The organism is Bombiscardovia coagulans, from assembly GCF_002259585.1.
GTDB lineage: Bacteria > Actinomycetota > Actinomycetes > Actinomycetales > Bifidobacteriaceae > Bombiscardovia > Bombiscardovia coagulans.
This window is the reverse complement of sequence record NZ_MWWS01000004.1, coordinates 507,428-530,477: the sequence shown is the minus strand read 5'-3', so window position 1 is coordinate 530,477 and position 23,050 is coordinate 507,428. Positions and strand designations below refer to the sequence as shown.

Here is a 23,050-nt window from a genome sequence, read left to right as displayed (position 1 = left end):
TTTCTTCACGCGATGCTGTCTTCAGTATCTAGCGTATCTTGCCCATAGACTAGTGATCCAGAAATAACGGTAGCTCGATTTGTGCCACCACCGTATCGGACGAGATTATCGAACGTTTCTTCGAGTTCTTGTGGGCTCCTCGATTTTACTGGTATGTCAAAGAAAGCAAGATCAGCAAGAGCGCCTGAATTAAGCTGGCCGATACGGTTCATTCCTACATGCATGCCCATAGACGCCGCTCCTCCTAGGGTGGCCATGTGAATCAACCGGTGAGAGAGGTCGGGTCTTTGGTAACCCTGGGAGCGGGCCAGATCGTAAAGGGCAACGCATTCGTCCATCACATCTAAACTGGGGGAGCTGGAAAGAGAATCAGTTCCGATGGACAAAGCATTGCCTTCTTCGAGATATTCGCGAACTGGGGCATCGCGACCGGTGTTAGTGATTCGATTTGAGCGAGGGCAGAGGGCCACATATACCTGTCGCTGACGCAAAATACGGCGGTCTTCCTCATTTGCCCAAACACCGTGAGCGATGTGAACATCAGGTCCGAGCGAACCAAGTAAATCCATGAATTGAATGGCTGAAGCCCGTCGGCCTTGGTTTTTTAAGTCACGATAGCTGGTCCAGTACTGGTTTTGCCACTCGGGCGAAGAATATGTAGATAGTACGGGAGGATTTGCAGATGCTTCCAATGGAGTTTCAGCTAGATGGATGTGTAACCGCATATTGAGCATCCTGGCTATGCTTGGTAGGTCCACAAAGGGTTCAGAGTCGAGTGTGTACGGTGCGTGGGGGCTGATACCGATTGCATTCACATGCTCATTTTTCAGATAGTTGAGATCCGCATTAAGTTGGGATAATCCCCTGTGTTCCCAATCTTCGTTGTTCCATCCCATGACTTCCCAGTATGAAATCCCATGCAGATGCTGGGAAGTAAGTGCTATGGCTGCTTCTGCGTCAGTAACGATATCTGCTGCCGCAGTAGTACCAGATTCGACCATCTGCCTAGCGCCTAGTTTTGCCCAGTGCTGCCAGTCATGAGAGACAGTATCGTCATCATATATATCATTGAAAGCTGTCTCCCAAGCGTGGAAATCGTCATAATTGCCTTTCCCGACAGCTGCCATACCAGTGTATTGCAAATGGGTGTGGGCGTTGACTAAACCAGGCATGAGGATTCCATCCCAGTAATACTCACGTACATGAGCGCCCTGGGCCAGTTCGTCAGACAGTTCTTGCCGTACCCAATTCCTTGTTCCTACGTGAATTACCCGCCTGCCGCTCACAGCTACGGAACCGTTAACGATGACGGGTGCTGTTACGGGAATGACTAGACGAGCTGAGTAAATGCTGACATCGGTGAGGGCGGCATGGTTGAGCGTCGGTTGTGATGGGTTAGGTTGCGTGTTCATGCTCATCTTGGATGTCGCCCCTCCTGTGCTGTGAATGATTACTGTTACTGGTTCGCGGTGAACGGTTTAGTATTGTGTACCGTTAGGTTGGTCGAAGCGTGTAACTTGCCAGTTATTACTGGTGTTGTCTTCACTGTGGCTTATTTCATAGCCGCGAGATGAGAGTGCAGCCAAGGCTATTTGTTGATCTACCAGGTCAGGCAGACGGTAGACTTTCTTGTCTAGCGTGCGGTAGTTCTCTAACAGCCATTTGAGGGCCGCAACTTGTACAGCAAAACTCAAGTCCATTATCTCGATAGGGTTACCTCCGCCAGCAGTGTAATTGATGCCATTGCCTCCTGCCAGCAAGGTGAGATGAGGGCCGTGGGGTATATGCAATTCGCTGACGGGTTCGTTCATTTGGGAACATTTTTGAGGTATGTTATCCAGTGCTATCTCATTTGCCATGCCTCCGATGACGCCAAGGATAGTCCCATCGCGCATACTGTGCATATGAGTCAGATTGACAGTGTGGTACACACCGGTAGCTGAGATAACCATGTCAGCAGCGGGCAGAGTATCCTTGAGGTCTCGTGTTGGAAATCCTTCAAATACAGCTTGTAAGCATGCTCTAGGATCTGTGTCACAGATGGTTACTTGTGCTCCTAACGTTCGTGCTCGCCGGGCAAATCCGCGGCCTACGGGGCCGAACCCGATAACTGTTAGAGCTGTATCTTGGAAACAGTGTGCGCCCAGCAGTTGCTGTATGGTCGTGATGCAGGTTTCGCCGGTACCGTGTGCATTGTCGAATCCAGTTTTCATGAGGCTGTCATTAACTGCTACTACAGGAAAAGGTAAAACCTGGTCAATTTCCATAGCATCGAAAGCGCGTACACCAGATGTGGTCTCTTCTGCAACCCCAATAAGCGTTGCTGCCAATTCTGGGCGCTCACGGGCAGCTAAGCGGGCAAACGATGCGCCGTCGTCGATGATGAGATTCGGCTTGAGGGTATCGAGTAACGTTAGCGCAGCTTGTTTTGCTTCCTCTGGATTCCAAGCAGGATTTGCATAGACTGTAACACCCTCTGATTCAAGTTGCTGAGCCACACGAGTATTTAGAGTTTCTGGTCCGCTATAAATACCTACTTGCGCACCTGCTTGAACTAGGAGGCGGGCCAGGATTGCGGTTTTGGGCTCTAGAATAAGGCACATGGCCACCCTTAGCTGCCTCATGTCGTGCTCGTGGCTAAGTTGGTCTACAAGTTTCTTTAAAACTGGCATGTGTTGCTGAGCCAAGTCCATAGCTTGTTTTCCTGAGCTGGTTCGCAAATCAGGTTCTACGGCAGTGGACTCAACGTGTGCTGTGAAATTGTTATGGTCTTCAGGGCTGTCAGCTTGTACAATATTCATACCCCACTCTTGAGCTACCTGTTCGAAAGCACAGCCTGTCGAACCTGAATTGAGCGTTTTGGTTAGGATGAACCGGGATCCTGCTAGGGAACGATTGGTGTGCTGCGAGTAGTCACGAGCCCACGTTGCGAAGTCACATGAGGTGGCATTGGCTGAAGCGTCGCTGTGAGATATATGCTGTTGGCTCATGCCATTCAGCCTCCTGAAGTGGTATGTACCGGTGATACTCCTGTTTATACACTGAGCTGTTTACAAATGGAGTGTTTTGCAGCATATTAAAATCTAACGCAATTGCAAGGCGTCCAAAGCACTTGCAAGAGAAGACACTTCAATTACTTTTAAACCGGGCACAGCCTTAATGCGTTGATCACTACGGTGGGCTGGTACAACAGCTCGGGTGAACCCTAGGCGCGCTGCCTCGCTCATACGGTGGGCTAGCTGGGGCACAGGACGGACTTGTCCAGTCAGAGAAATCTCTCCCATCGCACAGACCGTTTTGTCTATCGGTTTTGAGGATGCTGCTGAAGCTAAAGCTGCGACAATAGCCAAATCACTGCCAGGTTCCTTTGCTAAACCACCTGCAATGGTTGAGACATATAAATCTTTGGTCAGCAGGTTAACTCGCCCGTGTCGGTAGAGGACCGCAGCTAGCATAGCCAAGCGGTTAGCATCAATCCCGTTAGTATTGCGCCGGGGTGTTGGTAAAACTGAATTCGTTACGAGTGCTTGTATCTCTATAGGCAAGCTGCGATGACCATCTACAGTAAACGTAACACAGGTGCCTTCTACTGGCGCTTCGGAGGTGGACAAGAAAAGGCCTGCGGGGTTTGTGACTTCTTCTATTCCTTGGCCACTCATATCGAAACATCCCATCTCGTCTGTGGGGCCGAACCGATTCTTGGCTGCATGTAGCATGCGCAAAGCTGTCTGTGAGTCACCTTCGAATTGGCAGACTACATCTACGAGATGTTCTAAGGTACGCGGCCCTGCTATAGCGCCGTCTTTAGTGACGTGACCAACCAACATGATAGGGATATCGTGAGTCTTTGCCACGTCAATAAGGGCAGAAGCTACTTCACGGACTTGCGTTGAACCGCCTGATATGCCATCGACATCTTGTGAAGTGATAGTTTGTGCAGAATCTACGATAGCTAACTCAGGTTTATTTGCTTCAATGAGACTTAAACATGTTCCTAAGTCAGTCGTTGCAGCTAGTAGGAGGGATTCGTGAACTGCTCCTACCCGGGATGCTCGCATGCGTATTTGAGCCTGGGACTCTTCGCCTGAAATGTAGAGTACGTTCTTGGTAGAGTTCTTTGCAATATTGCCAGCAGTTTCCAAGAGTAGCGTGGATTTGCCTATGCCTGGTTCTCCTGCTATCAAAATCACCGATCCTGGAACTATGCCGCCTCCTAAAACGCGGTCAAATTCTTCAAATCCAGTGCTTAGACGGTTTGTGGTTTCCATGCCAACTTGCGTGATTGGCTGAGCCTGAGCTTCTGCTGAAAGAAGACTTGGCTGAGTTCTGCCTGATCCAGAGCTTCCAGCAGAGCGCTTGGATGGCCTTGCTTGGTGGAACTCTTCAACAGTGCCCCACTGTCCACATTCAGGGCATCGTCCAAACCACTTGGCACCGGTCCAACCACATTCGGTGCAGACATACTGCGTAGAACTTTTTGCCATACTGGTGACGCTATCGGCTTTGAAGGACAAGAGGAGTATGCTGTCTGTTCTCATAGTATCAGTGCACGATATGTGGTGAATTGTTATAGTTGTTACAGTTTTACTGCTGCTTTTTGCAGGCACTTCACAGCCTTTGTGAGAGAATCGAAGTATGCCTGACAACAAGTTGAATCTTTTCGAGCAGAGTAGTCAGTCCGTCGTCGTCCGACGCCGCCGGTTGACAGTGGTTATTGCCATAGCCGTCGTTGTGATTCTTACCCTCTTCTCTGCTTTTGTGTGGCCGCACTGGGCAACCAAGAGTGGAGTATCTTCACAGGCAGCACCAGAATCGGGTGGCAGTGCACATCCTAGTAGGCCTGCAACCAAGCCCACTATTAAGGCACAACCTTTGCCTCAGGGTGCGACAGATTTGATGAAAGCTATGCCTGACACTGTTGGTTCTCATGTTCGTATCAATCTAGAGTCGGCTGGAGATTGGACAGCTTCTTCACCTTTAGAGGAGTACTCGATGTCATACTCTACTGGTGCCGCTACTAAGGATGTAACGCTACATGTGGCTCAGTGGAGTCAAGATGATGACGCCAACAAGCAATACAGTTCCCTCCTATCGTCGCTTGCAGGTAAAGAGTTGGCTTCGGGTAAGGTGAAAGTTTCAGGCAAGGAGTCAGGATCATATGTCGAAAAGACTGATACGGCCGATACTAAAAAAGCTATAATTCTTTGGCGCAACGCAACAGTGGTTTTCCGGCTCGAGGGGCCAACTGCTGCAGTGGAAAGCTTCTATAAGGACTTTCCTCTGTAAAGGTCGCGTAAGCGGTGTATTATTAGGCGGGTTGCACACTTACTATCTTTCTAGAAGGAACGGAGGCTCGGATGGGTTCTGTCATCAAGAAGCGCCGCAAGCGTATGAGCAAGAAAAAGCACCGCAAAATGCTGCGGAAGACTCGTCACCAGCGCAAGTAGTCCTAGTACAGACTTGAGGCTGAAATAAGCCGAGAGCCCCTCCTGTTTTCGTGGAAGCGCATCCTTCCATGACAGCAGGAGGGGTTCTCTGTTATGGTAATCCTTTCACCTGCTACAACTTATTTACTTCTTTGTCTTGAGCCAACCACGATGAGTTCATGGTCTAGGGTGTTGCACGACAGTTGCTGTGCTGAACCTTATTATGGGGGACGGATACCCTTCTATTGACACGTATCTATGTTCTTATTAAGTAGGATACGTTAAGCAGAAACTCACGGTCTTCGCTGGGTAGACCAATGATCAGATACTGGCCTCAGATAAAACTTGGGAATATGTGTACCGTAAGTGCGCATGGACGTCCTTGCTTGCTGGAATCTTTTGCGCTGTAACAGTTGTAGTCATGATCATAGGCTGCTTGATTGCTGACTCCTGGAAAGATTTGAGTGTTAGGCCATGTATCCTCATATTGGTAGTGGCTCTGCTGATTCTTCTTGTCAGCTATGAAGTCAGGATGACTATGGATGCAAAACAGACAACTGTAAGCAAGATATTGTTTTGGATTATAAATACTGATGCCCTAACGCACAAAGTTGTGTGTTAGGGCATCAGTAGGGCAACAGTTGGTAGGTTACTTGTTGGAGTTTGTCATTACACGTGGGCCGTGGGGGTCTCCGACGATGACAGTGTCCACCATGTTCAGGAAAAGACCGTGCTCGACTACGCCTACGGTATTGATGAGGTCTTCAGCCAGATCCTGAGGATGCTCGATACGCTCCATATGGAGGTCGACTACATAGTTGTTTTCGTCTGTGCGTACAGGCTTCCCGTCTTTATCTAACCGTAGAACTGGCTGATAGCCGCGGTCTTCAAAGTGCTTGATGACATGTCCAGCGCCGAATGGTATAACCTCGACTGGCAAGGGGAACTTGCCTATGGTGTCTACTACCTTGGATTCATCTACGATCCATACAATCTTGTTGGAATTCGTGGCTACGATTTTTTCCCAAAGTAGGGCAGCGCCACCACCTTTAATGCCGTTGAAATCCTTATCAACTTCATCTGCGCCATCAATAGTGACATCAATATGGTCAACGTCGTCAACATCTACAATTTTGATGCCGTAGCTTTCGGCTTGTTCTTGAGTGCGGCGCGATGTAGTAACACCGATAAAGTTGAGGCCTTCCTCTTGAACTCTACGTCCTAACTCATCGACTAAGAAGCGCACGGTTGAGCCAGTGCCTAATCCAGCTATCATGCCGTCTGTCACTAGTTTTGCAGCTTCAATACCAGCGGCTTTTTTTAAAGCATCTTGCTGTGACTTGTCCATCAACATCTCCTTTATGAGCACCGGATTAAAAGGGCGCTTTATGCATTGTATCTATAGTACGCGAGGGGTATGCCCTAGGTATATATGCGATTCTTTTCAGCTTTCAGAAGCATCTGTTGTTGGCTTATCATCCTGTCGAACATTGACTGCATGTAAGCGGAAGGGGGCCGAACTGATATGTACCCGCCCCTCTTGGTCGATGTCAGCTTCGAAAGAAATCGAACCGCTTATATGGAGCTCTTTGCCTGCAAAGTAGGGGCTTCTCGAAGGGGGAGGGGTAATAACTACGTCGCCGCTTGCCTGCAATCCTCGAGTTACTTGGTCCTGGGGATCTTGCTGGTTGGCGGTATCAGTTTGGTTCATATCGGAGCGATTACTACCAGTGTCACTGTGACCGTCTGTAATCGCTGTCTCTTCCTTGTCAGTGCTAGAAGCTTCTCCTTGATCACTAGGAGCTGGCTGCTTCGTTGGAAGTTCCGTGGTTGTTGGTAATACTTGAGTTTCTTCTATAGGCAGTATTTCGTTCGGTGATTCTTCATCGATAGGTTCCAACACTTGAGTCTCATCAGGTATATCGGAGACGACAGGTGGAATAATTTGTGTCTGGTTTGCTGCTTCGTTGATAGGTGCCTGCCCGTGGAGTTGTAAGCGTACTTCCTCAGAGATTTTGAGGCCTTTGGTATAAGGAGATGCTAGTAAAGAACGCCAGCCTTCTAACGGCAGGTATGAACGTTTGCTTCCAGAGCGTACATGTTCAGCGTAGCTACGAGCCAAGTCGTCAACCTTCTCATTAAACTCATCACCTGCATGCCCTTTAACCCAGAAAAATGTGACTTTGCCTTCTCGTTGCTGGATTTCATGATCGATAGCCTCAATGAGCTCTCTATTTTTTACCGGCTTGCCGGCAGCGTTTTTCCAGCCTTTTTTCTTCCAGCCCTGGACCCATTTTGTGGAGCAGTTGATGGCATACTGGGAGTCAGTTTGTATGGTGAGAGGTGCTGCCCCAGGATGAGTGCGTAGTGCCTGCAAAACTGCGCATAGTTCACCAATCTGATTAGTGCCATTGGTGGCTCCTCCAGCGTCGGACTTCCCATTTTGGTGGTCAGCCCATGCCCAGCCCATAGGCCCATTGGGGTTGCCTAGTGCACTGCCATCTGTAGAAACTACGATCTGACTTTGATTCATATTTACAACCCTAAACGACTCTATCGAAAAAGAGACTCAGGACTGCACGTACCAGGATAGTGAATCACCGTTTCTGTTATAGGTCCTTATTGCCTACTTGTTGAGGGCTTTGGAAACTACTTGCTGAGCGTCAGACAAGACCTGCTTCAGCGCCTCCGGTGAGATGAATGATTCGGCATATACCTTGTATATATTTTCAGTCCCGGAAGGACGGGCTGCGAACCAGTTATTCTGGGTCACTACCTTGACGCCTCCGATTGCTGCATCATTACCGGGAGCTTTCGTTAATGTAGCGGTAATTGTTTCACCAGCGAGTTGGCTTGCCTCCACGTCTTGCGGATTCAGTGAGGCAAATTGAGCTTTTTCCTCCATGCTGGCAGGGGTATCAACCCGCTGGTACCAGCTTTCGCCGAAGCGGGCTACCTGGTCGGCATGAAGTTCAGCTGGGTTTTTGCCCATTTTGGCAGTAATCTCTGCTGCTAGCAGGTCTGGTATCAGACCGTCTTTGTCGGTAGTCCATACATGTCCATCCTTGCGCAGGAAGCTCATGCCAGAGGATTCTTCGCCGCCAAAAGCAACTTGTCTCTTGAACAGGGGATCGACAAACCACTTAAATCCTACTGGTACTTCGATGAGTTTGGCTCCAATAGCAGCTGCTATCCGATCGATGAGTGAGGATGAGACCAGAGTTTTACCGACTCCTGCACTGGAGGGCCAGCCTGGACGATGGCCGGAGAAAAGATACTCTACGCATACTGCTATATAGTGGTTGGGATCCATAACTCCAGAGCCAGGGCACACAATACCGTGGCGGTCTGCATCTGGGTCAGTGCCTCCGACCAGGTCAAAAGAGTCCCATGCGCCTGCATTAAGGCGGTCTACCAAACCCTTCATCGCATATGGTGAGGAAGGATCCATGCGGATTTTGCCATCGTGGTCTATGGTCATAAACTGCCAGGTGGGATCTACTTCTGGATTGATGACACCAATCTCGAGACCGTATTGTTCGTTGATCAGGGGCCAGTAGTTGACAGAAGCCCCTCCTAATGGGTCGATGCCAAGGCGGACACCAGAAGAACGGATAAGGTCAAAATCAATGACTGAGCTGAGATCTTCAACATAATGCTGCCTATAATCAAAGTGCTCTATAAGGTCAGACTTTAAGGCCTGCTCGAATGGAACACGTTTAATATGCTTGTAGGCTCCTAGCAGTTCATTGGCCCGGTCGGCTATGGCCTGTGTAGTTGACTGAGAGGCAGGGCCTCCTGTGGGTGGATCGTATTTAAATCCTCCGTCAGTGGGAGGATTGTGAGAGGGGGTAACTACGATACCGTCAGCGATGTCGTTGCCAGAGAAGCGTTGTGAACCATCACTGGCCCGGTTATGCGTCAAAATCGCTTGGGAGATAGTGGGAGTTGGGGTGTAATCGTTACGGGAATCTATGCGTACGCGTACCCCATTGGCAACCAGTACTTCAATAGCTGTCTTCCAGGCTGGTAGCGAAAGCGCATGTGTGTCCCGTCCCAGGTAGAGGGGACCTGTTACGCCTTCCTTGATACGTTGCTCCGCTATAGCCTGAGTAATGGCTACGATATGGGCTTCGTTGAAGGATATGGTGAGCGATGATCCTCTGTGTCCGGAAGTGCCGAAAGAGACACGCTGACTTGGCTGGCTTGGATCCGGTGCGATATCGTAGTACTTGCTCAAAACCTCGTCAACGTTGATGAGATCTTGTGGTGTAGCTTGTTTGCCTGCGTTCTGTGCAATCATAGCTTTTATAGTGGCATAAAGACCTGACAGAAATGTGTGTAAAATGTAACGTAAAATGACGATATTTCACATCTGACAGTTGTTGTTTACTTCGCAGAGGGAGAATCATCTACTGGCACTCGTACATTTAGTGACTGGTGGTCAATAGTAAGTTCTATGTGCTGAGTTTGCCCTAAAATATCCCCATCAACCTGGGCTAAAGCAGGTTTTTTGAGCGTAATTTCAGCGCTGGCTCCTTGTACTTGCACAATTGAAGAGTTAGTTGAGAGAGGACTTTGGGATGCCTTGCCTGTAATGGTCTGGTGCATAACATCGCCAAAAAGATTGGCCCAACCAATCAGACCACCCGAGGTATCAATGAGTTCAAAGTCCAACAGGCCGTCGTCAAATGAGGCATTCGGCATGAGAGAAAAGCCGGGAATTTCCCCACAATTTCCAGCCATAAATGTACGGAATTCGACATTGGTGTTGGTATGAGTCTTGCCGTTGCGCTGGCGGATAGTGATGTCTCCTTGATATTTATCAGCGAAGAGGTGTTTGGCTCCGGATATGAAATAAGCTAACCAGGAGAGCGTCTTTTTAAGGTTTGGGTCTGTATCATCAATCATGAGGGCATCAAAACCGATACCAGCGATGATGAGAAATGCATGTCGTGTCTGGTTGTCGGAGCCGTCGAGAATTCGCATCCGTCCGACATCTACTTGCCGTGAGCCATGAGAGGTGGCCACAGCGAGTGCCGCCTCAGGGTCTCCTACTGGAATACCCATGTTTCGGGCGAAGAGGTTGCCAGTTCCAATGGGGATAATGCCAAGGGTGTGACCTGTGCCCGCCACAGCGCTCGCCACGGTACGAACAGTGCCGTCACCGCCCACAGCTACCACGATGCCTGCTCCTTGCTTCAAAGCTTCTTGTGCGCAGGCCTTGCCATCTTTGTTGAGCTGAGTCTCGTAAAAATGAACGTCTTCAAGTCCCTTGTTACGACAAAAGATCGAGATGCGCTCACGAATTTGTTCAGCCTGCGGTTTGGATGGGTTGATAATGAAGGCATAGGAAACCTGATCGTCGTGTCTGGCATTCAGGTGTTCCTCCAATTCATGTCGGGAACGTACCCGCACCCACAGGGTTACACAGGCCAGCACGATGATGACACATACTACCGCAACGAGGACAATGACAGCAGATAAGGGCATGACCCTATTGTGTGTCGTCATCTAGCTCCAAAGGGTGAAATTTACTCATATGTTGACCAATCCTGCACGTTCCAGCGGTTGACGTTTAGCAAACCTACCTGCTCCGTTACAATACAGGTTATCTATACGGTTGCGAAGAAACACTTTCGTAATAGTTCTTTGTTGCTTCTGCTGTATGGTTTATGTGGATTATCAAGGATGCCTTGTCGTTGAGTTGGGGATTGGGGAGGTCGAAGGTGCCAGGAGAGTACAAGAGTGTTTTTGACATTATCGGCCCAGTTATGGTCGGTCCTTCAAGTTCTCATACGGCAGGTGCAGTGGCCATCGGGCGGGCAGCTAGGCATCTTATTGGAGGTCTGCCACAGAGTGTACGCATCGACTACTATGAGTCGTTCGCTCAAACGCATCTGGGACATGGTACAGACTACGCAATCGTTTCCGGCTTGTTGGGTTATGCTCCTGACGACGGCCGTGTGCCTCAAGCAGTTAGTATTGCAAGAGATCAGGGTGTACACATTGAATTTTGTGAAAAAGAAGGACCTAGTCCAATTGGACATCCCAATACTGCCGTTTTGCATATGCAGCGTCAGCAACGAAAAATGACAATTTACGGGTGCTCTATCGGAGGCGGAATTGTAGAAATACGTCGTATTCAGATGGCGGGTTACGATTTGCAGACTGAAGGAATGCTGCCCCTGCTCTTGGTTGAGGAGATGGATCAGTCTTTGTCGAACGATGGGCAAGATAAGGGAGATCGAATTGCTGACAGTATTCGAGCAGCTGGTGCTCTCAGACAAAGTAATACCTATCGAAGTGGTGATGGTAATAGCAGTATTCATGTCTATGATTTAGACAAACCGCTCCTTCCTGAGCTCCTTCAGCAAATTAGTCGGTATGCTCCCAATATGATTTATATCAACTAGCTAAGAGGGTCGAAAAGAGAAAATTACGAATGTTTGCCTCAATTCAAGAACTGGTGTCTATTGCTCAAGAACAAGACCTTCCTATCAGTGAAATCATGATTAGGCAGGAGATGGAGCGGTACAACGAAAGCCGCAAGCAAGTTTGGCACCGTATGAGTCAGAATCTCGATGCTATGGACAAAGCGGTTCTTAAAGGCTCCACTGGTAAAGGAGTTTTTTCATCTACGGGACTGACGGGTGGAGAAGCCGCTCTCATACGTGATTACAGGAGTAGGCACGTCAGTCTTTCTGGTGACACGATGCTGGCAGCGGTCCAAGCAGCGATGGCTACCAATGAGGTCAATGCTTCGATGGGTGTTATTTGTGCCACCCCTACAGCGGGTTCTTCTGGTACCCTTCCTGGTGTTCTGGCAGCGCTGAAAAAGAGGATTGACCTAGATCGTGACGGGCAAATTCGCTTTCTTTTTACAGCTGGAGCATTCGGGTTGGTAACTGCGAACAACGCCATGATTGCAGGTGCTACAGGAGGCTGTCAGGCTGAGGTGGGTTCGGCCTCGGCTATGGGTGCTGCTGCTGCTGTTGAAGCTGCTGGGGGAGACCCTCCGACCTGTGCTGAAGCTTTCGCTATAGCGATGAGTAATCTGTTGGGGCTCGTGTGCGATCCTGTGGCAGGTTTAGTGGAGTTACCGTGTGTCAAGCGTAACGCGATTGGTGCTGCAAATGCTCTCATAGCTGCCGATATAGCCTTGGCTGGTGGGAGCAACAAGATTCCTGCCGATGAGGTCATTGAAGCCATGCATGAGGTCGGAATGGCTCTTCCATCTTCCTTGAGGGAAACTGGGATCGGAGGTCTTGCTGGGACTAAGACAGGGCAGGGTTTTCGTAAGACAATCTTTGGGCAGTGAGTGAGCGGCAATGCCTTCTGTACACTACCAAAAGCGAGGTGGCTCTTGCCGGTGAGGTGTCTTCTTTTGGAAGTACGATAAAGCCATGTTAGATATTCAGTTCATCCGCGAGCATGCGGACATTGTCAAAGAGTCTCAGCGTAAGCGCGGCGAGTCTGTAGAGCTGGTGGATCAGGTTCTACAGGCTGATTCTGAACGTCGCCAGGCCTTACAGTCATATGAGTCAACGAGAGCTGAGCAAAAAAGTTTAGGTAAACAAATTGCTCAAGCTCAGGGAGATCAGAAAGCGCAACTGCTGGCCCGTACCAAGGAACTTTCGGATCAGGTGGGGTCGTGTAAAGAAGCAGCAGACAAGGCAAATGACGCATATACTGAGTTGATGTGGCAGTTCAGCAACGTGGTTGAACCAGAGGCACCTGAAGGTGGCGAGGATGATTATGTTGTCGTTACCAAGGTGGGTACACCTCGAGATTTCCATGCTGAAGGATTTGAACCCAAAAATCATTTGGAACTCGGTGAAGGTGTAGCTGGAATCGACATGCGCCGAGGTGTTAAGGTCTCGGGATCTCGTTTTTACTTCTTGCGCGGAGACATCGCCCGCATGGAGATAGCTATGCTGACCATGGCAGTAGATCAGGCCATGTCCCATGGTTTTATTCCTACAATTACTCCGACGCTGGTACGGCCTGAAGTGATGGCTGGCACTGGATTTTTGAACTCTCATTCCGATGAGATTTACCGTCTGCGTGAGCCAGATGACCAGTATCTCGTTGGTACTTCTGAGGTAGCCTTGGCAGGAATGCATGAGGGTGAAATTTTAGACCTAGAAACTGGTCCCTTGCGTTATTGTGGATGGTCTTCTTGTTACCGCCGTGAAGCTGGAGCAGCCGGCAAGGATACCATGGGCATTATCCGTGTCCACCAGTTTGACAAGGTGGAGATGTTTGTGTACTGCAAACAGGAAGATGCTCAAGCGCAGCATCAGCAGCTTCTCGGTATGGAGCAGGAAATGCTGGGTAAAGTTGATGTGCCTTACCGGATTATTGACACCGCTGCTGGTGACTTGGGCTCCTCAGCGGCCCGCAAGTTCGATTGTGAAGCCTGGGTTCCTACCCAGGAGCGTTATCGCGAGTTGACTTCTACCTCTAACTGCACTCAGTATCAAGCACGCCGATTGAATATTCGTGAGCGCACTAGTGATGGTGGCACAAGATCGGTTGCAACCTTGAACGGTACGTTAGCAACTACCCGCTGGTTGGTCGCGATCTTGGAAAATCACCAAAACGCCGATGGATCAATTACGGTACCCAAAGCTATGCAACCATATATGGGTGGCAAGGAAGTTATCGAACCTACAAAGTGGGAAGCGTAAGTTCTGTATTTCTGCCCCCCACAGGCTCCTCTCAGCGCTTTATCGCCTAGAGGTCTGCCTGTGGGGCGAAGTATATCTCGAGTTGTAGTGGAAATTAACTCTTGTCAGGACGTCTTTTGTCTTTTAGTCTGGTAGGTATGTACCGGCTGTTGTGGTGATTACCTGTGGCCAAGTAGAGTTCAATGATGGGAAAATGATGCGCAAATTTACGGGACTGAGAACAAAAGACTTAATAAATGTAGGTATTTACAGTGCCTTGTATTTTATCTGCATGGGTATCGCTGAGGGTTTAACGACACTGATAACAGGCCTGCTCTTTCCTGGTTTTACATCGATTTTTGTGCCTGCCATGGTGGGATTACTTGCTGGACCGGTGTACATGCTGTTATGTCAAAAGGTTCCCCGTTTTGGGGCGATAACCATAATGGGGGTGCTCATGGGGCTTTTCTTCCTTATTTCTGGGCACTTTGCGTTCGCATTCATTCCCTATGCCGTGTGTGGATTCCTGGCTGATGTTATCCAAACTGTAGTGGGACAAGGTGACCCCCAGAAAAAGGGTTTGCGTATTGGCAGTTACCTTGTCTTTACTTTTGGTTCATTAGGTCCTGTGCTGCCGTTGTGGTTTATGAAAAACGCTTACGTTGCAAGTCTCGTTAAGCGGGGTAAAAGTCAGGACTACATCAATGTTCTATTTTCACATATCACCCTCCCCACTTTTATTGCCTGCATTCTGGTTACCCTTGTAGGTGCTCTTGTTGGCGCATATTTTGGGGACAAACTGGTCTCTAAACACTTCACTTCGGGGGCAGGCCGGGGATGAAGCAAGCCTCGATCTTTACCACATTTTTCCTCATTATTTTAGCTAACGTTTCGCTCTTTTTTAGTATGCCTGTCTGGTTACAGGCAGCATTGTGCTGTTTCTTGTGTGCACCCTTATTTCTAACCCGTAAGTACAAAAAGGGACTGAAATGGCTGTTGATAAGTGCCATATTTGTGGTAGGTAATGCCTGTGTTTTACTGTATCCAGATAATTTCTGGGGGCACTACCTTCTGTTTCTGTTCTCAGGCTTTGGCAAGCTTCTGCCAGTGGTTATTGTGGCAGTTGTAGTATTTTCAACCACGCGTGTGTCCGAGCTGGTGTACGGTTTGCGTTGTCTTCATGTTCCCCAATGGATCATTATCCCCTTAAGTGTGCTGTTTCGTTTCTTTCCGACTATTCGATATGACTACCGGCAGATACGTGAGGCAATGAAGTTCAGAGGGCTAGCTGTCAGTGGAGCCAGTATGTTGTTGCATCCGTTCAGAAGTATGGAACTTATTTACGTTCCGCTGCTCAATAATGCTTCTAATGTAGCCGCTGATCTTACTGCTGCAGCTTTGACGCGAGGCATTTCTGACCCAGGTACAAAGTCATCGTTGACTGAGGTTTCCATTGGAGTTGTGGATATAGGTATGGTGGTAGTCGGGCTAGGGTTACTGGGGTGCTTGGTTTATGCTTGAGGTTAATGGAATTTCCTTTACGTACGAAGATCACATCCAGCCAACCCTGACTGATCTTTCATTTCAACTAGCTTCCGGCGAAGTACTGTGTTTGACTGGGAAGTCTGGTTGTGGGAAGACGACAGTCTCCCGGTTCATCAATGGTCTGATTCCGGAACTGTATGAGGGGCAGAAAGAAGGAAACTGCCAGCTGGAGGGTACTGAGATTGCTTCTTTGCCTATGTATCAACTTTCACAACGTGTAGGGTCTGTTTTTCAAAATCCCAAGACACAGTTCTTTACCACGGATGTAACTAGTGAGCTTGCTTTCCCTCTAGAAAATCTCGGGGTGGACCGAGAACGCATCCGTTCCAGAATTGCCGAGGTGGCGGAGCTTTTTGATATTTCGCACTTGCTGGATCGGAGCATGTTCGCCCTTTCTGGAGGGGAGAAACAGATGGTTGCGATTGCTTCTTCTTATATGCTCAATCCGGCTCTATTGTTGTTGGACGAACCATCTTCTAATTTAGATGCGCAGGCTGTTGAGACTTTGGCTGGAGTTCTAGGCAAGCTTAAAGTAATGGGCTTAGCTATGGTTGTTATTGAACATCGGCTCTACTACTTGCGTGACCTGGCTGACCGTTTTTTGGTAATGGACAAGGGCAAAGCTATACAAGAATTTAGTTCTGAACAGATGGCAAGTTTAAGTCAGGACACAAGACAGCAGTTGGGGTTGCGGGCCTTGTCTTTCGGCCAAGAGGGGGAAGAGCTGCATAAGCCTAGCTCTTCCGTGGTGTCGGAAGGGGAACATCCTACAACTAGACCGCATCAGCAAGCAGAGCACAATATAGGTGGTAGTGCAACCATTCCTGAAATGAAACTTCAACTATCTCATCTCACCTACACCTACAAGGGTGGGCATACTCCAGCGCTCACTGTGGAACATTTAGAGCTGAGTAATCGTGAGGTGGTTGGAATCGTCGGCTGCAACGGTGCTGGAAAATCAACCTTTGCTAGGGTGCTTACAGGACTGTTGAAGGCCAAGGCTGGGGCGGTCTTCCAACTGAATGAGCAAACCATGAGTGATCATGATGTAACCAGAGAGTCGTTCTTAGTTTTTCAGGATGTTAATTATCAGCTTTTTTCTGAGAGTGTAGGTAAAGAACTCCTGCTGGGGGCACCAGAACAGGCCAAAGATCAGCTGGATGAGGTGGCTCATCACTTGGGCTTAACTGAATTACTGAATTGCAATCCGAACACCTTATCAGGAGGTCAAAAACAGCGGGTGGCAGTGGGTTGTGCTGTGCTTTCAGGCAAACGGATAGTCATTATGGATGAGCCGACGAGTGGGCTTGATTTGATGCACATGCAGCAGGTGACCCAAGCTATTGAATACCTGCACAGGTTAGGAAAGATTGTTCTTGTTATTTCCCATGATCGTGAGTTTCTTTTGAAAACCTGCTCTAGGTATGTGACCTTTAATCAGGGGCGTGTGGTGCGCGACAAGCCAACGCTAGATTGAGTTTTACGATGTAGGGTACTCCCGCTAAACTATATGAGGTGCGCTTGAGAAAGTGCTAGGGACAGGTGTCTGAGCGGTCGAAAGAGACGGTCTTGAAAACCGTTGTGGCGCAAGTCACCGCGGGTTCGAATCCCGCCCTGTCCGCGCATATACCCAGAATCACTTACACCAGTGATTCTGGGTTTTCTGTTACTGCTTACCAGGTTGCCTCAACAGCGCGAAAGAGCAGATTATTTGGCTTTGAGCGGGATGGGATTAGGGGCTTGGTGAGGCTGAGAGTTTCGTAGTGAACAGTATGGGTATGTTTGTTCTGCTGCATCTAGCTGCATATCGTACGGCTGCTTGCTTGCAGTGGGATGAACAGGGAGGGCAGATTGAGCGTGCTGGAAGTCATACGAGATTGGAGGAAGCGTGACAACTGCGTTGGAATTAGCTAATCTCTTTATCAAGGCTCATGGTTACGATCTCATTCTCAACAATGTTCGATTAAATACACTGGTGTACTGGGCTCAGGTTGAGTCTTTCCGAATTTGGCAGAAGCCAGTTTTTACTGACCATGTAGAGGCTTGGCTGATGGGTCCTGTTGCATTGGAGGTATTCCAAGCGTTTAAGGGTTACGGCAAGCGACGTTTGGTTTTGCCTCGAGGTGAGATCGCTTCCGATCAACTATCACTTAGCTTGGTTGCTGATGTCATGGACAAGTACGGTTTTTTGACTACTTATGATCTTGTCTGTTTTACGCAACGACCTGGCTCCGCATGGCAGTTGGCCTACCAGCAGGGTGCAGAGAGTCAGATTACGGAAGATCTCATCCTAGCTTCTACAGATGGCGTAGTTCAACCAAAAAGCCAGGGATCTCTGGCCGCAGCCATTGAGCAGGTTAATAGAACTTGGCCAAACACGTTTAGGATCTTAAAAAATGCTTGATAACTATGCGGATCGCAGTTGGAAGAAGCAGGCTCCACCTCTAGAACTGGATAATGAACCAGACTTTCTAGCTTTTGTGCAAACAGTTCTCGACGCACACATGGCTGAAGTGACTGGTTCGGGTGGATACTCTATTGAGAAAGGAGATGAAGAGGCGAGGGTTCAATCTGTTGTAGCTGCAACGTTTCTGACGAGCTTTGGGCTCAGTCCAGCTGACAGGTATTCGGATATCTTCGACCAGGCAGCTTCTTTCGCATATTATCTCGTGCGCGACCATCCATTTGGAGATGGTAATAAGCGCACTGCTATCCGTATAGCTCTGGCAATGATCGCTCTACGGAATGTGACGCTCGAGATTGGGGACTCTCCAAATCCCTGGCAAAATGAGCTCTATCGATGGATTGAATCATTGGTTGCAGGTTCTCTTACTCAAGAAGGACTAGCTGCACATTTGCGTGAACGAGCACATCTGTGATCTGGTGTGGTACTCAGTTCTCTCATGGTGCTTTCTAACAGCAAAAACCTGGTTCTACCAGTAAGATAGAACCAGGCATTAGCATTCGTAAACTATGGTTTACAAGGTCTTGTTGATTTCGTCAGCAGCGCGTAGGGCAGAGGCTACTTCTACTGGGGTGACTTCAAAAGGCATATTGCTCATGGTTTCATCTGGGCCGCAAGCATGCTCTCCCACTTTCAGTAAGTCTGCGTCACTTGCATTTTCAATACCAATTTCTTTGAGGGAAGTTGGTAGACCAACCTCGCGGAAGAAGGAATATACTTCCTTGACTTCCTCTAAGGGGCGGTCTTCCAAGACAAGTTGCGCTAGAGTGCCGTATGCAACCTTTTCTCCGTGGAGCATCTTATGGGTGCCTTCTAGGGCTGTCATGCCATCGTGAATAGCGTGTGCAGCTGCAAGTCCGGAGGATTCAAAGCCGATGCCGCTCAGCAGAGTGTTCGTTTCTACGATGTTCTCTAGGGCAGCAGTGCGTACCCCAGCTTTAACGGCAGCCACAGCTTTGACCCCGTCTGCCAGGAGGTTGTCATGGCAGAGTTTAGCTAGAGCGAAAGCTGCATTAGTAGCATGGCCTCCTGTCATTGTCATAGCATTGGATTGTACGCAGGCTGCAGCTTCATAATATGTGGCAAAAGCGTCGCCTAAACCTGCGACAAGGAAGCGTGCCGGAGCTTTGGCGATGATGTCAGTATCCATAATGACGACATTCGGATTTGACGGCAGTGTTAGATACTTATCAAAAACGCCATCAGGAGTGTACAGCACCGAGAGTCGAGAACAGGGAGCATCTGAAGATGCAGCGGTGGGTACTATGATGACTGGAAGATGTGCAAAGAACCCTACTGCTTTCGTAGTGTCCAGTGTCTTTCCGCCGCCAATTCCTATTACTACATCGGCAGAGCCGAGTTGTTGGCGATGATGGTCAATTTCCTCCATAGAGCATTCACCACCGAACTCCATCAACTCATAAGGAACATTGTCCTTGTCAAAAGAAGACACAATGGCATCATGATAGAGTTTGTTGATGGTGGGATCAACGATTAAGTGAGCTCCCTTGGAACCAATTGCGCTATATTCTTGGGCTAGTTGCCCTATGGCGCCTTCTTGCTGAATGTAACTACCTGGAGAGCATAAAACCTTACGCATGGAGTTTCCTTTCATTACGGTCGTCGCTTCATTGGGCGACCATACAGTTGGCCTTCTCATGGCCTACTGATAAGCATAGCCGAAACTCAAAGGTGTATGTAATAAAAGTATGTCGTATACAAAAAACAAACTGTATGCGGGTGGGTAATTGCAAAAATACTCAACACTCAGGTTGATGTGTTCCTGTCCGCTGGAAGACTATATCGAGGGTTGTTGTCGATGCAGATAATTCTTCTAACCTGCTCTCTTGCAAGGAATGTATACCAGCCTCTGCTGTGATTGAGAGCTCTTAGGTCGCTGGGGTGAGGTCTGGAACGGAGGTTGCATTGCATTGGTTTCCCCAGCAGGATGTTCCAATGCTGTTATGCCAGTGGACGAAAGGATGTCTACGTGGGGCTCGCGTTTCATTCGACTTCGAGGCCCATCAATACGCACCTATGGTTCGATAGTCAAATACACCGATCGTTCTGTGTATTTGTTTGAATACATGCTAGTGAACAGTGATGAGGGTGCGATTATAACTGGTGTTCTTGAAGAGGCTTAAACTTGCAGTATGAATGAACTAGTTAAGAACTGCAGTATTGAGAACGTTGTATTTGATTTTGGCGGAGTGCTAGTTGACTGGGATCCACATCTTCCACTACAAGGCTCTTACCCTGACGGAGTCATTGATATGTTTTTAGATCCTACTGATGAATGGGGTTTCTGGCGTTATAACGAACTGTCACATGTCGGGTGGGGTGAAAGCAAGATTCTCGATGATTATGAGTCTACTCACGGTCCAGCTGTGGCTTGGGTATTCCGCACATACTTTGAAGGTTATCGCAAGGCACTCAAACGCATGATGCCTGGTATGGGGGAGTTGCTGGAAGAGTTACAGTCCAATGGTATTCATCTGTGGGGTCTTACCAATTCCACCAAGCAGTATGTGGATGCCATGTTTGAGATGTTTGCGCCTATGCGCCTGTTAGAAGGTACCGTTATTTCTAGTCAAGAAGGACTGCGCAAGCCCGATGAACTTGTGTACCAGGTGATGTTGCGTCGTTTTCAGATTGAACCCGAGCGGACTGTGTTTGTCGATGACTGTCCAGAAAACGTGAATGCGGCTCAGCAATTAGGAATTCGAAGCTTTGTCTTTCGAGATTCACGGACCTTCCGTACGCAATTGCATGAACTTGGTATATAGAAGATTTGGGCTCTCTTCTGTACTAGACGATACGACGGTCTGCTGCCCAGCGGGTTAACTCTGAACGGTTGGATAGCTGAAGCTTGCGTAACACGGATGAGACATGAGTTTCCACGGTTTTGATAGAAATGAAGAGTTCGGCAGCTACTTCTCGATATGTGTACCCACGAGCAATGAGTCGCATCACTTCTTGTTCGCGGCCAGAGAGCCGGTTCAGCTCATCATCGTGAATGGGAGCAGAACCAGTAGGTCCATTTGCTTGGAAGGCTGACAACACAAAACCAGCTAGTTTAGGTGAGAAAACAGCGTAGCCTTCATAGACTTGGTGTATAGAGGAAATCAAGTCGTCTGCCGAAATAGTTTTTGTTACATATCCTCGAGCTCCGGCCCGTATCACAGAGCCTACATCTTGCGGGGAATCCGAGACGGAAAGGGCTAAAAATGAAGTGTTGGGAGCGAGCGGTTGACTTCTGGTGAGGATTTCAGTGCCACCTCCGCCCTGTCCACCAGGAACATGAACATCTAACAGCACCACATCTGGTTGAGCTAGGCGGATCATTTCTATTGATGCATCTACGTCGGCTGCCTGTCCAATGATGTCGAAAAATGGTTGGAGGGTAGCAATGACTCCAGCCCGAAACATCTCGTGATCATCAACAATGCCTACGCGGATGGAGGTGGAACTAGCTTCTAAACCAGACCTGCTTTCCTCTTGCTGCCTGATATGTGCTGTGCTATCACTTTGTGCCTGTCCCATACGTACTCGCTCTCAGTGCTGACCTTGTGGCTGGGATATATTGGTAGAGCTCCCACTCCCAGTGTAGGAGGCAGATATTGGCATGTGCATGCGAACTTCCGTACCCCAATGAGGCTTAGAAACTATTTCTACTGTACCGCCCCTGCGTTCAATGCGCCCAATAATGGACTGTCGGATACCTAAACGGTCTAGCGGAACGTCTTCTAGTTCAAAGCCTTCTCCATGATCGCGGACAAAAATTTCTACTTTATCGGTGCTGGCTTCACAGTATGCGGAGATTGGCTCACTGCCGTGGGTGACTGCATTGATGAGAGCCTGCTGGGTAGCGTCCAAAAGAGCGTCGGTCTGTGCAGAAGGTAGCGCATCACCCACGGTCACAATATCTATAGGCTTGCTATATGTGTCTTCTATATCTGCGGCAATCAGTTTGAGTCCTGAGCTCACTGAGCGTTCAGAGGGGGTACGTTCTTGATAGAGCCACTCTCGTAGGTCTCGTTCTTGTCCTCGGGCTAGGGTGAATACGGTTTGTGGCTCCGATGCGTGAAGCTGAATAAGAGCTAGTGTCTGCAAGACACCATCATGAAGGTGGGCGGCTATATCTGCCCGTTCCTCTTCACGCTCTTTCTCTGCTCTTTCTGAGCTGAGTCGCTGTAGCAAGGTCCCAGCCCAAGGGGTCAGGATAACTGCTACTGCGGCCAATACTGCCAGTGCTAGAGCCATCATTTGCCATGCTTCAGTCCAAGGAAAGGATGGGAAAACATATGCTGCTAAAGCTGCCAGAATGAGACTGGCAGATAGGGGCAGTGTCCACCAGTGATGATTGTTTCCACCAAAACGTAGCCAAGCAGAGACAATGCCAGCTCCGAGAAATATTGCAGGAAGGAGTAATCGATCGGAGTGACTATTAAATTGTATGAAGAAAGCTAGGGTAAGCAGTAGTGTACCTATGCCGGCTAAGAGTGCTGGTTTGGAAGCGCTGTGAAACAGTTCAGTCAGCCCTGTATCTTGGTCGCTGTTTTTGCTGGCATTATCTTGGGTTTGTTCAATTGCAGCATTGACAAATGGTGTATTTCCTCGGGACAAAGGTGCAAATGCGGGGTTATGATTCACTGTTTGCGCAGCAGCAACCGGGTCTCCTGAGGGAATGCAAATCCACAAAAAAATATAGGCTACGAGACCAATTCCCCAAGCTGGGGTGAGTCCAATCATTATCAGTCGAATCCAAAGAACATTCACACCTAGGTGAAGGCTGATTCCTTGGCATACTCCACAAAAAACCCGACCATGCTTAGGGCGCATGAGGGGCAGTCGGGCTGGGAAGAGTGGTGGAGGTGCAGCAGCTGGTTGAGCACCAGGATTTGCAGGGTACACCGGTGGTTCATATCCAGTGAATCCCTGGT

General features: G+C 48.8%; 21 protein-coding genes and 1 tRNA gene. 12 read left to right on the top strand and 10 right to left on the bottom strand.

Features of this window, described 5'->3' with window-relative positions; translation table 11 throughout:
- Positions 1 to 5: 5 nt before the first annotated feature.
- The 3 genes from BOCO_RS04005 to radA all read right to left on the bottom strand — a co-directional run bounded on the left by BOCO_RS04005 (position 6) and on the right by radA (position 4,484).
- Positions 6 to 1,418, bottom strand: a complete 1,413-nt coding sequence (locus BOCO_RS04005) for an amidohydrolase family protein (RefSeq protein WP_420835392.1) — start codon at positions 1,416 to 1,418, stop codon at positions 6 to 8.
- 60 nt (positions 1,419 to 1,478) lie between these two features.
- On the bottom strand, positions 1,479 to 2,990 hold the full coding sequence (locus BOCO_RS04000; protein WP_094722772.1) for an adenosylhomocysteinase: 1,512 nt from the start codon (positions 2,988 to 2,990) through the stop codon (positions 1,479 to 1,481).
- A 93-nt stretch (positions 2,991 to 3,083) separates the two neighbouring features.
- Positions 3,084 to 4,484: a DNA repair protein RadA gene (gene radA, locus BOCO_RS03995; protein WP_094722960.1), complete on the bottom strand. Its 1,401-nt coding sequence runs from the start codon at positions 4,482 to 4,484 to the stop codon at positions 3,084 to 3,086.
- A gap of 151 nt (positions 4,485 to 4,635) precedes the next feature.
- Here radA and BOCO_RS03990 point away from each other — a divergent pair, with 151 nt between their 5' ends.
- Both BOCO_RS03990 and BOCO_RS03985 read left to right on the top strand, forming a co-directional pair.
- A complete protein-coding gene (locus tag BOCO_RS03990) occupies positions 4,636 to 5,286 on the top strand; it encodes a hypothetical protein (RefSeq protein ID WP_211278679.1) in 651 nt (216 codons plus the stop codon).
- A gap of 71 nt (positions 5,287 to 5,357) precedes the next feature.
- Positions 5,358 to 5,447, top strand: a complete 90-nt coding sequence (locus BOCO_RS03985; protein WP_003817716.1) for a 30S ribosomal protein bS22 — start codon at positions 5,358 to 5,360, stop codon at positions 5,445 to 5,447.
- A 628-nt stretch (positions 5,448 to 6,075) separates the two neighbouring features.
- Here BOCO_RS03985 and rpiA read toward each other — a convergent pair.
- The 4 genes from rpiA to BOCO_RS03965 form a co-directional block, all read right to left on the bottom strand.
- Positions 6,076 to 6,774: a ribose-5-phosphate isomerase RpiA gene (gene rpiA, locus BOCO_RS03980; protein WP_094722771.1), complete on the bottom strand. Its 699-nt coding sequence runs from the start codon at positions 6,772 to 6,774 to the stop codon at positions 6,076 to 6,078.
- A gap of 96 nt (positions 6,775 to 6,870) precedes the next feature.
- Positions 6,871 to 7,959, bottom strand: coding sequence for a ribonuclease H family protein (locus BOCO_RS03975; RefSeq protein WP_094722770.1), 1,089 nt, complete (start codon positions 7,957 to 7,959; stop codon positions 6,871 to 6,873).
- Between the two features lie 93 nt (positions 7,960 to 8,052).
- Positions 8,053 to 9,729 carry a phosphoglucomutase (alpha-D-glucose-1,6-bisphosphate-dependent) gene (pgm, locus tag BOCO_RS03970; protein WP_094722769.1) on the bottom strand — a complete coding sequence of 559 codons (1,677 nt, stop codon included), beginning with the start codon at positions 9,727 to 9,729 and terminating at the stop codon, positions 8,053 to 8,055.
- An 86-nt stretch (positions 9,730 to 9,815) separates the two neighbouring features.
- A complete protein-coding gene (locus tag BOCO_RS03965) occupies positions 9,816 to 10,919 on the bottom strand; it encodes a diacylglycerol/lipid kinase family protein (protein ID WP_094722958.1) in 1,104 nt (367 codons plus the stop codon).
- Between the two features lie 182 nt (positions 10,920 to 11,101).
- Here BOCO_RS03965 and BOCO_RS03960 point away from each other — a divergent pair, with 182 nt between their 5' ends.
- From BOCO_RS03960 to BOCO_RS03920, 9 genes are all read left to right on the top strand, one after another.
- Positions 11,102 to 11,842, top strand: coding sequence for a serine dehydratase beta chain (locus tag BOCO_RS03960; protein WP_211278678.1), 741 nt, complete (start codon positions 11,102 to 11,104; stop codon positions 11,840 to 11,842).
- A gap of 29 nt (positions 11,843 to 11,871) precedes the next feature.
- On the top strand, positions 11,872 to 12,747 hold the full coding sequence (sdaAA, locus tag BOCO_RS03955; protein ID WP_094722767.1) for an L-serine ammonia-lyase, iron-sulfur-dependent, subunit alpha: 876 nt from the start codon (positions 11,872 to 11,874) through the stop codon (positions 12,745 to 12,747).
- 85 nt (positions 12,748 to 12,832) lie between these two features.
- Positions 12,833 to 14,119 (top strand): serine--tRNA ligase, encoded by a 1,287-nt coding sequence (gene serS, locus BOCO_RS03950; RefSeq protein ID WP_094722766.1) that lies wholly within the window; start codon positions 12,833 to 12,835, stop codon positions 14,117 to 14,119.
- 196 nt (positions 14,120 to 14,315) lie between these two features.
- On the top strand, positions 14,316 to 14,939 hold the full coding sequence (locus BOCO_RS03945) for an MptD family putative ECF transporter S component (RefSeq protein WP_094722765.1): 624 nt from the start codon (positions 14,316 to 14,318) through the stop codon (positions 14,937 to 14,939).
- A complete protein-coding gene (locus BOCO_RS03940) occupies positions 14,936 to 15,619 on the top strand; it encodes an energy-coupling factor transporter transmembrane component T family protein (protein ID WP_094722764.1) in 684 nt (227 codons plus the stop codon). Before BOCO_RS03945 ends, BOCO_RS03940 begins: the two co-directional genes overlap by 4 nt.
- The gene (locus BOCO_RS03935; RefSeq protein WP_094722763.1) at positions 15,612 to 17,120 is read left to right on the top strand and encodes an ABC transporter ATP-binding protein; all 1,509 of its coding nucleotides are present in this window, start codon (positions 15,612 to 15,614) and stop codon (positions 17,118 to 17,120) included. Before BOCO_RS03940 ends, BOCO_RS03935 begins: the two co-directional genes overlap by 8 nt.
- A 59-nt stretch (positions 17,121 to 17,179) precedes the next feature.
- Positions 17,180 to 17,264 (top strand) — tRNA-Ser (locus BOCO_RS03930).
- Positions 17,265 to 17,531: 267 nt separating this feature from the next.
- A complete protein-coding gene (locus tag BOCO_RS03925; protein WP_158520409.1) occupies positions 17,532 to 18,047 on the top strand; it encodes a Panacea domain-containing protein in 516 nt (171 codons plus the stop codon).
- Positions 18,040 to 18,522 carry a Fic family protein gene (locus BOCO_RS03920; protein WP_094722761.1) on the top strand — a complete coding sequence of 161 codons (483 nt, stop codon included), beginning with the start codon at positions 18,040 to 18,042 and terminating at the stop codon, positions 18,520 to 18,522. The genes BOCO_RS03925 and BOCO_RS03920 overlap by 8 nt, the downstream gene beginning before the upstream one ends.
- A 99-nt stretch (positions 18,523 to 18,621) precedes the next feature.
- Here BOCO_RS03920 and BOCO_RS03915 read toward each other — a convergent pair whose 3' ends face one another.
- On the bottom strand, positions 18,622 to 19,707 hold the full coding sequence (locus tag BOCO_RS03915; protein ID WP_094722760.1) for a glycerol dehydrogenase: 1,086 nt from the start codon (positions 19,705 to 19,707) through the stop codon (positions 18,622 to 18,624).
- Between the two features lie 553 nt (positions 19,708 to 20,260).
- Between BOCO_RS03915 and BOCO_RS03910 the strand changes: the two genes are divergently transcribed.
- Entirely contained in the window at positions 20,261 to 20,893 is a 633-nt protein-coding gene (locus BOCO_RS03910) for an HAD family hydrolase (protein WP_094722759.1), read from the top strand.
- A 22-nt stretch (positions 20,894 to 20,915) separates the two neighbouring features.
- Here the strand turns inward: BOCO_RS03910 and BOCO_RS03905 are convergent, their stop codons facing one another.
- Together BOCO_RS03905 and BOCO_RS03900 are read right to left on the bottom strand one after the other, a co-directional pair.
- The gene (locus BOCO_RS03905) at positions 20,916 to 21,650 is read right to left on the bottom strand and encodes a LuxR C-terminal-related transcriptional regulator (protein WP_094722758.1); all 735 of its coding nucleotides are present in this window, start codon (positions 21,648 to 21,650) and stop codon (positions 20,916 to 20,918) included.
- A gap of 12 nt (positions 21,651 to 21,662) precedes the next feature.
- Positions 21,663 to 22,949: a PspC domain-containing protein gene (locus BOCO_RS03900; protein WP_094722957.1), complete on the bottom strand. Its 1,287-nt coding sequence runs from the start codon at positions 22,947 to 22,949 to the stop codon at positions 21,663 to 21,665.
- Positions 22,950 to 23,050: the final 101 nt, after the last annotated feature.